This window comes from Brevundimonas aurifodinae (assembly GCF_040195595.1).
Taxonomy (GTDB): Bacteria; Pseudomonadota; Alphaproteobacteria; order Caulobacterales; family Caulobacteraceae; genus Brevundimonas; species Brevundimonas aurifodinae.
Genome location: NZ_JBEGDD010000007.1, coordinates 80765 through 96048, shown reverse-complemented (window position 1 = coordinate 96048; position 15284 = coordinate 80765). Strand labels below are relative to the sequence as shown.

The window sequence follows — 15284 nt, the reverse complement described above, 5'->3', positions numbered from 1 at the left end:
GCCGGGTCATTGTCGCACGAGGGTGGATTTCACTTGTGTCAATCTGACTGGACACCTTTAGTGTCACTTGGACAAGACGCGAAAGGCGCGCCATGCCGCGTGAGCGGGTCGTTATCGTCGGAGCCGGGATCGGCGGTCTGTCCGCCGCCGTCGATCTGTGCGCGCGGGGCATGGACGTCACGGTGGTGGAGAAGACCGCGACGGCCGGCGGAAAACTGTCCGAAATCCATACGGACGGCGTCGGCATCGATTCCGGCCCGACGGTCTTCACCATGCGCTGGGTCTTCGACGCCCTGTTCGACGCGGCGGGGGCATCCCTGGACGACAGCCTGACCGTTCGCCGCGCGGACACCCTGGCGCGTCACAGCTGGCCCGACGGCTCGACCTTCGATCTGTTCGCCGATCTCGATCGCTCGGCCGAGGCCGTGGGCGACCTGTCGGGCGCGGACGAGGCCCGGCGGTTTCGCGCCTTCGCCGCCCGGGCCGCCAGGATCTACCAGGTGCTGGAACGCCCCTTCATCCAGCGGTCCAGGCCCTCCATCGCCGGGCTGACGCTGGACATCGGCCTGCACCGGCCGCTGGATCAGTGGTCGATCATGCCCTACCGCTCGCTGTGGTCCGAGCTGGGCTCCTATTTCCGCGACCCGCGCCTGCGCCAGCTGTTCGGCCGCTACGCCACCTACGCCGGCTGCTCGCCGTTCAAGAGCCCGGCGACCCTGATGCTGATCGCCCATGTCGAGCAGCAGGGCGTCTGGCTGGTCGAGGGGGGCATGCAGCGCATCCCCGAGGCCCTGACCGGCCTGATTCGAAGCCTTGGGGGCACCGTCCGGACCGGCGAGCCCTGCTCCGAGATCACCGTCGACCGTGGCGGGGCATCCGGCGTCGTCCTCGCGTCCGGCGAACGGATCGAGGCCGAGACCGTCGTCGTAAATGCCGACCCCTCGGCCGTCGCTCAGGGCCGGTTCGGCACGCAGGCCGCCCGCGCCGTCACGGCCACGCCGCCGCGCGCCCGATCGCTGTCGGCCCTGACCTTCGCCTTCACCGCCGACACCGCGACGGCACCGTTGGTCCGGCACAACCTGTTCTTCTCACCCGACTACGTCGCCGAGTTCGATGCGCTCCACGCAGGGCGGATGCCCGAAATCCCGACCGTCTACGTCTGCGCCCAGGATCGGGCCGACGACGACGGGCCACCCCTCAGCGAAGGGGCCGAGCGCTTCTTCGCCATCGCCAACGCGCCGCCCGATGGCGACGTCCACACCTGGTCGCAAGAGGAGATCGACACATGTCGCTCGCGCGCCTTCGAATCGATCCGCCGCTGCGGCCTCAGCCTGGACCCCAGGCCGTCGTCGATGGTGGCCACGACGCCCGACGCCTTCGAGAGGCGCTTTCCGGGGACGGGTGGCGCGCTCTACGGGAGGGCGGGGCACGGCTGGGACGGGGCCTTCAGACGGCCCGGAGCCCGTACGCGGATGCCGGGACTTTATCTCTGCGGCGGGGGGACACACCCTGGAGCGGGCGTGCCGATGGCGGCTCTGTCGGGGCGGCAAGCGGCCTCGGCCGTCATGGCGGACCGCGCTTCGATCAGGCGGTCGGCCCCGGTGGCTATGGCTGGTGGTATGTCGATGCCCTCTCGGACGACGGCCGCTTCGGCCTGACCATCATCGCCTTCGTCGGCAGCGTCTTCTCGCCCTGGTACGCCTGGTCGGGACGACAGCGGCCCGAAGATCACTGCGCCCTCAACATCGCCTTCTATGGTCCCGGCTGCGACCGCTGGGCCATGACCGAACGTCCCAAGGGCCAGGTCTGGCGCGACGCCGAGAGCCTGAGCATCGGACCCAGCAGCGTGCGCTGGGACGGCGACGACCTGGTCATCCGTTTCGACGAGATCACCGCCCCCGTTCCCCCCATGCCGATGATCCCGCAGGGCTTGCGCGGCGTCGTCCGGGTCAAGCCACGCGCCATCAACACCATCGCCTTCCCGCTGGATGCCCAGGGCAAGCATGTCTGGCGCCCGATCGCGCCCCGCGCCCGGATCGAGGTCACCCTGGACGACCCGGCCCTGTCGTGGACCGGCGAGGGCTATCTGGACACCAATGCGGGGACCGAGCCGCTCGAGGACGCCTTCGAGGTCTGGGACTGGTCGCGCGCCCATGTGAAGGACGACAGCGCCGTCCTGTATGACCTGAAGCGCAAGGACGGCTCGGCGCTCAGTCTCGCGCTTCGCTTCGACAGGCACGGCGTGCCGGAAACCTTCGCGCCGCCACCGCATGTCCCCCTGCCCCCGACCCTCTGGCGGATGCCGCGTCACACGCGAGCCGACGAAGGGCACCGGGCGACCCTGCAAAGAACCTGGGAGGACACGCCCTTCTATTCGCGATCCACCCTGTCGACCCACCTTTTGGGAGAGCCGTGCCAGGCCGTGCACGAAAGCCTGTCACTGGGGCGGCTGAGATCGCCCTTTGTCCGGGCCATGCTCCCCTTCCGCATGCCGCGCTCGCTCCGCTGAGGCCTCGCGGTCGCGCTTCTGCGAACGACGCGTCGAGATCAGCTCCCAGATGGCCCAGGCCAGGATCAGGCCGAAGACCAGGATCATCTCGACCACGAAGACCTGCTGTCCGCTCAGCATGGTGGCGTCTCCCCTCATCTGACCAACTTTTTCCGCTCATCCCCGCGAAAGCTGAGCTCCCAAAGCACTGGGTCCCCGCTTTCGCGGGGATGAGCGGAAAGGGAAAACTCAGCCTACTCGCTCTGTACCCGTCAGAAGCCCATGCCTGTCCGCCACATCCTCGATCACCGCCGCCACCAGATCGGGCCGTTCCTCATGCGCCAGATGGCCGAGGCCCGAGAGAGCTACGAGCCGGGCGGTGGGCAGGGATGCACGCACCTCGTCCGCCACCGACGGCGGGACCGCCTGATCCCGGCTGCCGACCACCAGCGTCAGTTCGGCCTGCAATCCCGGCAAGCTGCCCAGCATGTCGGAGATGTTCCAGCTCCCCATCATGCCCAGGGTCCCGGCGACATGCCCGGGCTTTCGCAGCAGGCGGCCATAGAGCTCGACGCCCCGGTCATCGATGACCGAGCCGGTGCCCCGGATCAGCCGCGCGACCCGTCCCGGATCGCGCGCCGCCTGGGCGAACAGATGCACCGCCAGCGGATTGACGAACAACCCCATGGCCAGACCCCGGAACAGCGGAGCCACCGCCCCGGCGAAGGGCTGCAGCGCGCCGTTGATCGCCACCACTGGCGCCTCGCCGAATCGTCCGTCCAGCGACATCCGCAGGGCGATCGCGGCACCCGCCGAATGGGCCACCACCGCCGCCGGTCGAAGCTGCAAGACCTCCAGCAACTGAGCCGTACGCCGGGCCATGTCCCACAGCGACAGCCGGTTGTCGGGCGGCATGGCGGTGAAGCCGTGGCCAGGAAGATCCGGGGCGACCACCGTGAATCGCTCCGTCAGTGCGGGCATCAGGTCGCGCCAGCTGTGCGTCGCCGCGCCCGCTCCGTGCAGCATCAACACCACCGGACCCTCACCGGCGACCTGGACATGCCAGCGCATGTCGCCGGCCATGACGAAACGACTGGCCTCGCGGTTGGGCCAGTCGCGCCCCTCGACGTCCCACTCCGGCCGCTCACCCATAGCTTGGCCTTCGGAACGATCGCGACGCGGGCGTCATTGAATCCCCCATCAACCCAAGACCAGCCCGAAGGAGGCTGAACCCATGGACTCCGGTGAACTCATTCCCTCGCTCGCCCTGATGACCCTGCTTGTCGTCCTGGCCTTGGCTGTGGTCGGCTTCGTATTGTTCAAGCGAAAGCGCGCCAACCGCCACCCGATGGACCAGCGTCCCGACGATACGATCGCCAAGGTTCGGGTCGACGATCCTCGCTAGGCTCATCGCTCAGACCTCCAGCGCCTTGACCAGGTCGCGGACCCGCTCCGCCTCGACATAGGGCAGGGAGGCGAAGTTCGCGCCCATCGCTTCGGCCAGTTTCGCGCCGTCGCCTCGCGGGCGGGGCGACACGTCGATGAGCGCGGCCGACAGCCCTGCCGCGCGGATGCGGCGGCACGCCGTCAGGGCGTCCTGCTCGGCCCGGGTGCGGAACGCCCCACCGTCCAGCGCGATGTTGCCGCGTCCATCGGTCATGACGACCAGCAGCGGCGTCCGCCCCTTTGCGCGCTCGCCCAACGCTAGCGACGCCGCCGTTTCCAAAGCCGAGGCCAGCGGCGTGGTCCCGCCCCCCGCCAGAGCGGCGAGTTCGCGCCTGGCCCGCGCCAGCGACCGCGTGGGGGGCAGCAAGATCTCGGCCGCCTCCTTTCGAAACGCGATCAGCGCCACCTGCGTCCGCCGCACATAGGCCTCGGCCAGCAGTAGCTCGACCGCCCCCTTGGTCTCGGCCAGCCGCTGCAGGGCCGCGGAACCCGAGGCGTCCACCACGAAGATCACCGTCGTCTCGGCGCGCTGCTCGAAGCGGCGGATGCGGAAGTCGTCGCGCCGGACCCGGAGGGGGCCTCGGCCCGCGCCTGGTTCCTGGCCACGCAGCCTTTGCCACGGCGCGGCGGTCTTCAGGGTTTCCACCAGATCAAGCGAAGAGGCCCCGTCCGGCCGACCCGGCCGCGATCCGATCCGCCGCCCGCGTCTGGCCGCCGGCAGTTTCGCCCCCGTTGGTCCCGACCGCGTCGGCGCGCCCCGGATCGTCTGGCCCGACGCGGCCCACATGGCTTCCAGCCCCTCGGGCAGGGCCGCGCGCGCCGCCTCCAGCACGAGATCGTCCAGTTCGCCGGGTTGCATCTCCGGCGCATCCGCGTCGGGGTCGGGATCGAGATCGTCGCCCGTGTCCGCCTCCGCCTCGTCGGGCTCGCGCTCCGGCTCGGCGGTGTCCTCGTCCGGCGCGGGCCGGGGCGGCAGGCGCGTGGCGCGGGGGCTCAGCACCAGCCGGGCGGCTGTCGACAGATCCTCGGCCTGGATGGCGTCGCGGCCCTCGAGCGCCGCCAGGGCCCAGGCGGCGCGCAGGGTCAGAAGCGGGGCCCGCACCGAGGCGATGCCCAGGGCCTCCGCCGCCGCGCAGACGGCGTGGATCGCCGCCTCGTCCGGGGCCGCGACCTGCGCGAGGTCCGCCCGCGCCTCGGCGATGTCGTCGGGCGTCGCGCTGATCGGCAGGGCCTCGCGCCAGCCGACGCCGTCCAGATCCAGCCGAAACGCCAGCCGCTCCAGCAGGGCCTCGGGCGGGCATTCGTCCTCCAGCCCCTCGTCCAGGGCGACCAGGACGAACCGGGTCGACGTGCGCTCCGACGCCCCGTCGCGCTCGATGCGTACCGCGCCCTCGTCGATCGCCGCGGTCAGCCGGGCGGCGACTGCACCGTCCAGTCGCTCGGCCATGGGCACGATCAGGACGCCACCGTCCGCCTCGGCCAGCAGGCCTCGCTGAAGCACCCGCGTGCCCGTTCCCAGCGCCGCCGCCAGATCGAGGCCGCCCAGCAGCCGGTCGTCACCGATGCGGGGCGGCAGCCGCCGCCACGGTGTCTGATCCGAATGAAGGCCTTTCAGTCCCGCGATCCAGGCGTCGCGGACCGGCCCCGGTCCGGCGCGGACGGCCGCCCCGCCCAGCTCCGGATCGACCGCCAGCAGCGCCGCCGCCAGCATCGCGTCGGCCCAGACCTGCGCGGTATCCGTCATGCCGCGAGCAGGTCGTCCATGGCCCGCTCAATCCGGCTGGTGCCCGCCTGATCGTCCAGCGGCCCCCGCCGGAGCCGGTGACGCAGGGCCATGGGCGCGATCCGGCGCAGGTCGGTCTCGGTGACCGTGTCTCGCCCCTCGAACGCCGCCATCGCGCGCGAAGCGCGCAGCAGGGTCAGCTCGCCCCTCAGACCATCGGCCCCGACCGCCATGCACAGCCGCGACCCTGTCTCCAGGACCGCATCGGGCACGGTGACGGCGTCCAGCATGGCCTGCGCCGCAGCGACCTTCTTTCTCACCGCCGCGTCCTTGGATTTCCAGGTCTTGGCGAAGCCCGCCGGGTCGCGGTCGAAGGCGTCGCGCCGCTTCACCACCTCGATCCGCTCGGCCAGGGTCTCGGGGGTGCGAACCTCGACCGAGAGACCGAACCGGTCCAGCAGCTGAGGTCGCAACTCGCCTTCCTCGGGGTTGCCGCTCCCGACCAGCACGAAGCGCGCGGGATGGCGCACGCTCAGGCCCTCGCGCTCGACGACGTTCTCGCCCGACTGGGCGACGTCGAGCAGGAGGTCAACCAGGTGGTCTTCCAGCAGATTGACCTCGTCGATGTAGAGAAAGCCGCGGTTGGCCCGCGCCAGCAGCCCCGGCTCGAACGCCTTTTCGCCCAAGGTCAGCGCCTTCTCGAGGTCCAGCGCGCCGACGACCCGATCCTCGGTGGCGCCCAACGGCAGATCGACGACCGGCGCGGGGGTCTGGCCGGGGCCCTCGTGGCGGCAGACGCCCGCGCAGGCCGAAGACGGCGCGTCGGGCTCGCAGTTGAAGCGGCATCCGGCGATCACAGGCAGGGCGGGCAGCAGCGCCGCCAGCCCCCGCACCGCCGTCGTCTTGCCCGAGCCCCGATCGCCGAAGACCATGACCCCGCCCAGGGTCCGGTCCACGGCCGCCAGCAGCAGGGCCAGCTTCATGTCCGTCTGGCCCACGATGGCCGAGAAGGGAAAGACGACGCGCATGAGTGTCCAATCTGTTGGACAGCGACGGTCACACCATTGACGGTTCGGGTCAACGCGTCGCGGGCTCGATGATCGGCGTCATTTGAACTCGGGCCTCGGTCGTGCCTATCGTCCCGCTTGGGCCAAGGGTCCCCGGAGAGGCGCGCATGGCCAAGGCGACCAACACCAGCTGGCGTTTCCATCCCCAGCGCGACGCCCTGCTGGCCGAGGCGCATGCCCGCCCCTTCACGCCCCTGACCGGTCCCGCCCTGGTGACCCGAATCGCCACCCTGTCCGGCCAGACGGGCGAGGCGGCCGACCGCCAGCACATGGCGACCCTGTGCCGCCGTCTGGGTCAGCCCGAACCCGGTGCCGATGCCCGCTGGGCGGTGGTGGACGGCGGGTCGTGGCGATTGCGCTGGGAACGGCATACCGAACTGTCCACCTGGACGGGCTTTCGCACACCGACGGGCGGCACGCCCTTCGAGGAGACCGCCCTCGACCTCGTGCCCCAGGATTGGCTGTCGGAGTTCCCGGGCGAGGTCCTGGTGGCGACACGACTGGAAGTCTGGCCCGCCGTGGACGAGAAGGCCGCCTCGGCCATGTTCGGGGTCGAGGTCGTCGGAGCGCGGCTGTCGGACGGCGCGGCCATCGCCCTGACGGACTTCCGGCCCGATGGCCGGGGCATGACGCGGCTGCTGATGCTGGCCCACGCTGGCGACGCCTCCCAGACCGGGCGCATGGCCCAGAGCCTGCTGGAGATCGAAACCTACCGGATGCTCGCGCTGCTGGCCTTCCCCGTCGCGGGCCAGGCCGGCCGGGAATTGTCGGCGATCGAGGCGAGGGCGGCGCAGCTGGCCGAAAAACTGACCGAGCAGGCGGACCCGGAAGCCGACCGGCGTCTGCTGGATGAACTGTCGACCCTGGCGGGAGAAACCGAGGCCCTGATCGGCCGCACGACCTTTCGTTTCGATGCAGCGGTCGCCTACCACCGCATCGTGCGCGAGCGCATCGACATGCTGCGCGAGGACCATATCAACGGCCTGCTGACGCTGGGCGAGTTCATGCAGCGTCGTCTCGATCCCGCGATGCGCACCTGCGACGCCGTGGCCGAGCGGCAGAGGGCCGCGATCCGCCGGATCGCCCGCATGGCCCAGATGCTGAACACGCGGGTCGAGGTCGCCGCCGAAGCGACCAGCGCGGCCCTGCTGGCCTCGATGGACAAACGCGCCGGGGCCTCGCTGAAGCTGCAACAGACGGTCGAGGGCCTGTCGACCGCCGCGATCGCCTACTATGCCGTGGGGCTGCTCGGCTTCCCCCTGAAAGCCATCGAAAAGGCCTGGCGCGGCTTCGACGCCACGGTCGCGACGGGCATCATCGCGCCGCTCGTGGTGCTCGGCGTCTGGATGTGGTTGCGAACCTTCCGCAAGAAGGTCACCGGCGACGACCACTGACCTAAATGTCGCGGCGTTTTGCGGAGCTTAGAGCCCGGCGCCGCAGTTGACAGTCAAAGCGCCGGGTCTAAGGTCCGCTCAACTCGATTATCCTTGGGAGGCTGCGGGTATGCGTAAATTCGGTATCATGGGTGTCGTCGCTTCGGCCGCCCTTCTCGGCCTCGCGGCCTGCGGCGGTGGTGGCGAAGAAGCCGAGGCCCCGGCCGCCCCCGCCGCTGAAGCTCCCGCTGCCGAAGCGCCGGCCGCTCCGGCCGCTGAACCCGCTGCGGCCCCTGCCGCTCCGGCCGCCGGCGCGACCCTGCAGGTGGCCGGTCTGACGGGCGACGCCGCCGCCGGTCAGCGCATTTTCGGCCAGTGCCGCACCTGCCACGTCGTCGAGCCGGGCGTGAACCGCGTCGGTCCGTCGCTGCATGGCGTCGTCGGCCGCGAAGCCGGCACGGTGCCCGGCTACACCTACTCTGCCGCCAACCTGGCCAGCGACGCGGTGTGGGACGAGCAGACCCTGTTCACCTACCTGGAAAATCCGCGCGGCTTCATGCCCGGCACCAAGATGGCCTTCGTCGGCCTGCGCGACCCGCAGCAGCGCGCCGACGTCATCGCCTATCTCAAGACCCAGGCCTGATCGCTTCGATCGGCTGAAGGATCAAAGGCCCCGGCGGAAACGCCGGGGCCTTTTTCTATGTCCGGGTCTCAAGCCTTCGCCTCAGGTCCAGCAGGTGAAGCGGAAACGAGGCCAGGAGCGCCAGGCTTATCCACCACCAGTCGGCCCCGACCAGGGCCGCGCGCACGCCGAGCAGAATGAAGACGCCGGGCCCGAGCACAAGCAGGGTCGCCCAGAGCGACATGCGACGCGTGCCGATCAGCCAGGCCGCCTCCAGAGCGATGACGACCAGCACCACGTCGACCGCGTGACCGCTGGCGAAGAAGGCCTGCATGGGATCAGGCCGGGCGCAGGCCCAGCAGGTGACCCATGTCCTTGAAGAAGATGCGGGCGTGGGCGGCGGGCTTCGCCTTGACCAGCTCCTTGTTCATATAGGCCTGCCAGGTCAGTTCCTGGATGTCGGGGTCGTCGCACAGGGCGACGAACCGTTCGCGGCGCTTGTCGGAGCGGTACCAGAAATGCTGCATGATCCCGAGCACCATGAAGACCTTGCCATGGGCCTTCATGAACCGCTTGCGCGCCGTCTTCAGCTCACGGACGTCGCCGGTGGCCAGCGTCGCCTCGACGGCCTCGGCGGCCAGACGGCCCCCTTCCATCGCATAGTAGATGCCTTCGCCCGAGGCCGGGGCCACCACGCCGGCCGCGTCTCCGGCCAGCACGACATCCCGGCCGTTGTCCCACCGCTTCATGGGCTTGAGCGGGATGGGGGCCCCTTCGGTCCGGACGGTCTCGCAGCCTTCCAGCCCCGCGACCTTGCGCAGCGCCGTCACCGCCGTTCGCAGCGAGAAGCCCTTCTGCATGGAGCCGACGCCGATCGAGGCGGTCTCGCCGTGCGGGAAGATCCAGGCGTAGAAGTCAGGCGACAGATTGCCCTGATACCAGACATCGCAGCGCTGGGCCTCGAAGTCGGCTGCGCCCGCCGCCGGGGCCTTGATGATCTCATGATAGGCGAAGACATAGCGCTGCCTGTCCGCGCCCTTGACCTGCTGGGCCGCGACGTTGGAACGCGCGCCGTCCGCGCCGATGACGGTCCTGGCGCGCACGGCGATGGGGGGCGCGTCCTTGTCGGCACCCTGCGTTCGATAGAGCACAAGGGCCGAGCCATCGGCCTCGCGCTCGATCGCCGTGAACGTCCCCGACCGGCGCTGGGCCCCAGCGGCCTCCGCACGGTTCCGCAACCACTCGTCGAAGCTCTCGCGGTTGACCATGCCGACATAGCCGCCCTCGATGGGCATGCGGACGCGTTTGTCGGATGGCGCGATCATCCGGGCCTCGGACGCCTTGGCGCAGATCAGGCTGTCGGGGATGTCGAAGTCCTTGATCAGCCGCGGGGGAATGGCGCCGCCGCACGGCTTGATGCGGCCCTGCCGGTCCAGCAGCAGCACCGTGCGGCCCTGGCTGGCCAGATGCCGGGCCGCGGTGGAGCCGGAGGGCCCGCCGCCGACCACCACGCAGTCAAAGGTTTCGGCGACGACGCCGAGTTCAGGCCTGGACATGACGGGCTCCCGCATGGGGTGAGGCGGCGGGCAAGTCGCTGCTCTGGGCAGGTGCGCCGATCCGCGAGGCGATGATGGCCGAGGCCAGGAACAGCCCGGCCTCCAGAATGAAGACGAGACCGAAGGCGGGCGCGTCGGCCCCCATCAGGCCGCGCCCGATGTCGACGCCGAGGGCCCCCAGGAACCCTCCGGCCGCGAAGCCCATGGCCTGGGCCGCGCCCCAGACGCCCATGCGGATGCCCTCGCGGGGCCCTCCCCCTTCGCCGGCCAGCCCCATCATGGAGCCGATGGCGGCGACGGCGAACATGCCGTTGAAGAAGCCGAGGCCAAACACCGTCGGCAAAAGCGGCCAGGCGGGTCCCACGGCGGCGGCGGCGGCCAGAAGACCCAGCATCGCGGCCGAACCCACGCAGCCCGCCATGGTCCAGCCACGCATCCAGCCTCGCCCCTTGCCGCCGATGAATCCACCGAGCGCGCCCACCAGCACCATGCCCAGCAGAACGCCGCCGTTCTGGACCCCCGACATCTGGGTCGACTGGCCGGGCGTCATGGCGAACACCAGCCCGGCGAAGGGCTCCAGGATCAGCTCCTGGGCGCTGTAGGCGATCATCGAGACCAGCACGAAGATGGCGAACAGTCGGGCCTTGGGATCGGCGAGGGTCTGTTTCAGGGCCTCGGAGAAGGGAACACGGGCCTCGGTAGCCGCCGCAGACGCGGTCGCCGGGCCCTCGATGCCGAGCACCGCGACGAGCGTCACGACAAAGGCGATCAGGGCGACGCCACTGGCCACCATGGCCAGCCGCTGCATGGAAAAGGGATCGAGCAGCCCCCCGCCGATCCCGGCGGTCAGGACGATGCCCACGATCATCATGATCCAGGTGATGGCCGCCGCCGCCGGGCGCCGGCTGGGCGTCACCCGCGTGGCCAGCAGCGCCAGCAGCGACGTGCCCGCCGCGCCGACACCCGCCCCGATCATGGAAAAGGCGAGGATGGCCAGGATGATGCCCGCGAACGTGGACGACGCCATCAGGGCCGTGGCGTTGGTGGCCAGCAGCGCCCCCATGGCCAGGACCCCCATGCCGCCGATGATCCAGGGCGTGCGCCGGCGTCCCATGTCCGAGCCGTGGCCCCAGCGAGGCCGCGACAGCTGGACGACATAGTGCCAGGCCACCAGCGCCGCCGGCAGGGCGACGGGCAGGGCCAGCTCCACCGCCATGACCCGGTTCAGCGTCGAGGTGGTCAAGACCACGATCGAGCCCAGCGCGCTCTGCACCAGGCCAAGCCGGATGATCCCCAGCCAGCCGAGGCCCGCTGCGGCAGGGTTCGGGCGGTCCATCACGAAGCTCCGGAAAGGCTCGACACCGCGAAGGCCGAGACCATCATGCCGATGACGTAAAGTGTGGTTCCCGTGGCGTTGTACCAGGGCGTCAGATCCCTGGGCCGGCCCAGCAGCCGGGCCATAAGGCCGAACTGGATGGCCAGCAGGACGCCGACCGCCAGCCCGTGCCAGGGCCGGTCCCAGGCGACGAACAGCAGGGTGACCACCAGAACCTGGGGCGCGGCCATGACGGCGCAGGCGATGCGGGCCGCGCTGTCGACGCCGAGTTCGGCCGGCAGGGACTTGAGGCCCAGCCGCCGGTCGCCCTCGACCGCCTTGAAGTCGTTCAGGACCATGATGCCGTAGGCGCCGAAGCTGTAGAGGGCCGCGAGGATCAGGACGGGCGCGCCCGGCAGGGCTCCGGCCATGACCGCCGCCCCCGTGAACCAGGTCAGGCCTTCATAGGAAAACGCCACGGCGAAGGGTCCGGCGACGCCCGAGACCTTCAGCCGCAGCGGCGGGGCGGAATAGGCCCAGGCAAAGACGAGCCCCAGCGTCGTCGCGGCGAAGACCCAGGGTCCGGTCAGGGCCGCGACGACCAGCGACAGGGCGGTCCAGACGATGGCGATCCACAGACCCCAGCGTCCCGGGATGCGTCCCGACGGGATGGGTCTGGCCGGCTCGTTGATGGCGTCGACGTGGCGGTCGAACCAGTCGTTGACCGCCTGACTGGTGGCGCAGACCAGCGGCCCGGTCAGGGCGACCCCGGCGATCAGGAAGGGCCAGCGGCCCTCGAACGACGCGCCCGACGAGACCACCCCGCACAGGAAGGCCCACATCGGCGGGAACCAGGTGATGGGCTTGAACAGCTCCAGCACGGCCGCCGGAGACGGCACGGTCCGGGAGGGCGCGGCAGGCGACGGCAAGGGGATCGTCCTGTCCATGGCGAACGGTAGGATTGGACAGGGGGAAGTGTCAATCTGGATTGACACTTCTTCGCCTCCGAAGAGCGGGAGTCGCCCCTAACGCGTGGGAGTGACTCTCACTTCTCTCATTCCGGTCGAATCGTTGACCGCAGGACACCGGAACATAGAGTGCCGATGCGTCGAAATCGGTCGCAGGCTCGCAGGCGTGCGCGCTCTCTCAGGGGTGCGTGGGCGCCGCGACAAGCCAGACGTATCAGTCGTCCAGATCGCCGAGACCGTAGCGGCGCAGTTTGGAATAGAGGCTCTGACGGCTGAGGCCCAGCACGTCGGCGGCCGAGGCCCGGTTGTCCTCGGTGAGGGCCAGCGCCGCCTCGATGCACAGTTTTTCGATCAGATCCGTCGACTCGCGGACGATGTCCTTCATCGGCACCCGGCCGATCAGATGGGTCAGTTGCTCGACCGACTGCGACACCGCTCCGGTCAGGAGCGGGCCAGAGCCCGTGACCGCCATCGGCACCGGTCGGCGGGCGACGTTGCGGATGCTGAAGCCATAGGTCGGGCGGATGTCGTCCGGCACCACCACGGCGGTGACCTCGACCTCTTCGGGCTCGCCGAACCCCGAGCGGACGACCGTCGCGAAGTTTCGCAGGGCACCGTGCTCGCGCAGTTGCGACAGCATGATCTTAAGATCGATCTGCGGCCGGCCGAGGAACCTGTCGAGCGGCAGGTGCGTCGCCTCCTCGCGACTGGCGAGATGAATCAACTCCAGGAAGGCCGGGTTGGCCGTCAGAATGCGCAGGTCGGTGTCCGTCACGACGAAGGCGTCGGAGATGCGCGACAGCACCGCGTTCAGCGCCGCGTTCGGATCCGCGGCCGAAACCAGGCTTTCGGGCGTCAGCCGGACCAGCAGCGAGGCGGTCCGGTCGTGACGATACATGGAGGCCGACAACAGGCAGATCGCGCCGCCCGCGAGCCTCACGGGCGCCGACGCCCCGGCGGTGGAACTGTTGGCCGAGGCCAGCAGGTCCTCGGCGTCGGCGAAGCTGGAGGAATCGATCAGCGTGGTGAAGGGCTGGCCGACCACGGCGGCGGCGTCGCGGCCCGTGATACGGCCGACGGCGGGGTTGGCCTCGCGGATGCGACGGCTGGGTCCGTCCAGAATCAGAACCGCCTCCGATGCGCTCTGGAACAGCAAGCGGTAGCGCTGCTCGGCCTGGCGCAGGCGCAGATAGTCCCGCTCCACGGACTGCTGAACCTGGATCAGGCGCTGCTGGAGAATCGCCGAGGCCTGAAGGTCGCGGCCGATGACGATGACGCGCCCGTCACTTCCAGCCCCAAGGGCGAAATAGCGGACCGGAATGTCCGAGCCGTCGTCCGCCCGGTGGTTGACCTGGCGCCAGCGCGAGGCCTGGCCCTTGAAGGCCGCGTCCAGCATCTCGGAGACCTTGATGCGGCTTTCCTCGGTGACCGTGTCGATCCACCGCCGGTCCATCCAGTCGCCGATGCCGTTGTCCGCCAGATCGCCGTTGGACACGGAGACGTCGCGCACCACGCCGTCGCGGTCCAGGATCAGGGCGACGTCGCTGGCGGCGGCGACGAGACCGGCGGCCGCATCGGCCGACAGGCTGCCGAAAGCCGCTTGTGGCTGGCGGAACGAAATGGCGGCCGGAGCGGACGACTGAACGGTCATCTGGGCGCAGTATCGGTCCGGCGCCCCATCTTCAAGCGACCGTTTGCTGCCGGCGGAAGATCGCGTCCACGACCTGGACGGCCTCCCTGGCGTCGCCGGCCGTGTGATCGGCCCCGACCCGCGCGACCCGCGATGGGTCCACCTCGAACGCCCGTCCGCCCACGATGACCTTGAGGTCGGTGTTGAGCGAGGCCTGACGCACATTTGCGATGACCGGCGGCAGGACGTCCAGCCAACGCTCATTGGCCATCGAGAAGCCGACCAGATCGAAGCGTTCAGCCCGCACCGTGTCGACCAGATCCTCGGCGGTCGCATCGGGCATGCACACCGTCCGCCAACCGGCGCGACGGAAATATTCGACCACCAGGACGAGACCGAAGGAATGGTGGTCCCCCGGCGTCAGGGCGAACAGGGCCGTACGACCGTCGCCGCCACCTGTCTCGACGTGCACCCGGTCGGCGAACTCATAGACGATCTGCTGCAGGCGACAGAGGCCGATGGTGACGTCCGTGAAGCTGCAGTCGTCAGCCTCCCACATCTCGCCCAGACGCTTGGCGGCCGGCGACAGCAGGTCGAAGTAGATGGTCTCCACGCCCACGCCGCGCCGTACCAGCAGTTCGATATGTTCCAACAGGGTGGCGAGGTCGGCGACCATCACCTGTCGCGAGAACCGCTCCAGCTCGGCGGGCGCGATCACGCCGGTGTTCATCGGAATGACGTCGCTGGCCGGGGCGTCGCGATGCGCCATCAACAGGCGGGGAATGATTTCGCCCTCGATCAGCTGGGCCAGGGCCAGGGGAGAGGGATCCTCTGCCAGCAGGCGTTCGGGCCGCTCGAACCGGACGACATTCTCGCCCTCGTCCGCCGACGTCGACCGCGGGGTCCGGTGGTCTTCTGCGCGGTGGGTGCTAGCCATCGATACTCCTCCCCAGGAGCGTAGTCCCATGCGTCAGGCAGGATCCCCATCCACCCGGCAATGCGTATCCAAAAGGCCAATGCGGAGCGTCCGCATATCATCTCGCGCTTTGGTCCGGACCGCCCGCGGAGAGGCGGGATACGGCTGGTTACCGGCAAT

The 15284-nt window shown here is 69.9% G+C and carries 14 protein-coding genes; 5 read left to right on the top strand and 9 right to left on the bottom strand.

The features are described from left to right. Nucleotides 1-92: 92 nt before the first annotated feature. Both crtD and ABN401_RS09875 read left to right on the top strand, forming a co-directional pair. The gene (crtD, locus tag ABN401_RS09880; RefSeq protein WP_349684673.1) at nt 93-1658 is read left to right on the top strand and encodes a 1-hydroxycarotenoid 3,4-desaturase CrtD; all 1566 of its coding nucleotides are present in this window, start codon (nt 93-95) and stop codon (nt 1656-1658) included. Continuing rightward, the gene (locus tag ABN401_RS09875; RefSeq protein ID WP_490424185.1) at nt 1655-2509 is read left to right on the top strand and encodes a hydratase; all 855 of its coding nucleotides are present in this window, start codon (nt 1655-1657) and stop codon (nt 2507-2509) included. Before crtD ends, ABN401_RS09875 begins: the two co-directional genes overlap by 4 nt. A 228-nt stretch (nt 2510-2737) precedes the next feature. Here the strand turns inward: ABN401_RS09875 and bchO are convergent, their stop codons facing one another. Then, nucleotides 2738-3640 (bottom strand): alpha/beta fold hydrolase BchO, encoded by a 903-nt coding sequence (gene bchO, locus ABN401_RS09870; protein WP_349684671.1) that lies wholly within the window; start codon nt 3638-3640, stop codon nt 2738-2740. Between the two features lie 82 nt (nt 3641-3722). Between bchO and ABN401_RS09865 the strand changes: the two genes are divergently transcribed. Continuing rightward, the gene (locus ABN401_RS09865) at nt 3723-3893 is read left to right on the top strand and encodes a hypothetical protein (RefSeq protein ID WP_349684670.1); all 171 of its coding nucleotides are present in this window, start codon (nt 3723-3725) and stop codon (nt 3891-3893) included. A 9-nt stretch (nt 3894-3902) separates the two neighbouring features. On the opposite strand, the gene ABN401_RS09860 is transcribed toward ABN401_RS09865, so the two are convergent. Together ABN401_RS09860 and bchI are read right to left on the bottom strand one after the other, a co-directional pair. Then, nucleotides 3903-5678 (bottom strand): magnesium chelatase subunit D, encoded by a 1776-nt coding sequence (locus tag ABN401_RS09860; protein ID WP_349684669.1) that lies wholly within the window; start codon nt 5676-5678, stop codon nt 3903-3905. Continuing rightward, complete coding sequence (bchI, locus tag ABN401_RS09855; protein ID WP_349684668.1) at nt 5675-6685, bottom strand: magnesium chelatase ATPase subunit I; 1011 nt, start codon at nt 6683-6685, stop codon at nt 5675-5677. The genes ABN401_RS09860 and bchI overlap by 4 nt, the downstream gene beginning before the upstream one ends. Nucleotides 6686-6831: 146 nt before the next feature. Here bchI and ABN401_RS09850 point away from each other — a divergent pair, with 146 nt between their 5' ends. Together ABN401_RS09850 and ABN401_RS09845 are read left to right on the top strand one after the other, a co-directional pair. Then, complete coding sequence (locus tag ABN401_RS09850; protein WP_349684667.1) at nt 6832-8118, top strand: DUF3422 family protein; 1287 nt, start codon at nt 6832-6834, stop codon at nt 8116-8118. A 109-nt stretch (nt 8119-8227) separates the two neighbouring features. Then, nucleotides 8228-8740, top strand: coding sequence for a c-type cytochrome (locus ABN401_RS09845; RefSeq protein WP_349684666.1), 513 nt, complete (start codon nt 8228-8230; stop codon nt 8738-8740). Nucleotides 8741-8795: 55 nt separating this feature from the next. Here ABN401_RS09845 and ABN401_RS09840 read toward each other — a convergent pair whose 3' ends face one another. The 6 genes from ABN401_RS09840 to ABN401_RS09815 all read right to left on the bottom strand — a co-directional run bounded on the left by ABN401_RS09840 (nt 8796) and on the right by ABN401_RS09815 (nt 15125). Beyond that, nucleotides 8796-9053, bottom strand: a complete 258-nt coding sequence (locus ABN401_RS09840) for a hypothetical protein (RefSeq protein ID WP_349684665.1) — start codon at nt 9051-9053, stop codon at nt 8796-8798. Between the two features lie 4 nt (nt 9054-9057). After that, nucleotides 9058-10275, bottom strand: coding sequence for a geranylgeranyl diphosphate reductase (locus ABN401_RS09835; protein ID WP_349684664.1), 1218 nt, complete (start codon nt 10273-10275; stop codon nt 9058-9060). Further along, nucleotides 10262-11611: a BCD family MFS transporter gene (locus ABN401_RS09830; RefSeq protein ID WP_349684663.1), complete on the bottom strand. Its 1350-nt coding sequence runs from the start codon at nt 11609-11611 to the stop codon at nt 10262-10264. The genes ABN401_RS09835 and ABN401_RS09830 overlap by 14 nt, the downstream gene beginning before the upstream one ends. After that, nucleotides 11611-12519 carry a chlorophyll synthase ChlG gene (gene chlG, locus ABN401_RS09825; protein ID WP_349684662.1) on the bottom strand — a complete coding sequence of 303 codons (909 nt, stop codon included), beginning with the start codon at nt 12517-12519 and terminating at the stop codon, nt 11611-11613. The genes ABN401_RS09830 and chlG overlap by 1 nt, the downstream gene beginning before the upstream one ends. A gap of 253 nt (nt 12520-12772) precedes the next feature. Next, nucleotides 12773-14209: a transcriptional regulator PpsR gene (gene ppsR / locus ABN401_RS09820; RefSeq protein WP_349684661.1), complete on the bottom strand. Its 1437-nt coding sequence runs from the start codon at nt 14207-14209 to the stop codon at nt 12773-12775. A gap of 31 nt (nt 14210-14240) precedes the next feature. Next, a complete protein-coding gene (locus ABN401_RS09815; RefSeq protein ID WP_349684660.1) occupies nt 14241-15125 on the bottom strand; it encodes a cobalamin B12-binding domain-containing protein in 885 nt (294 codons plus the stop codon). Nucleotides 15126-15284: the final 159 nt, after the last annotated feature.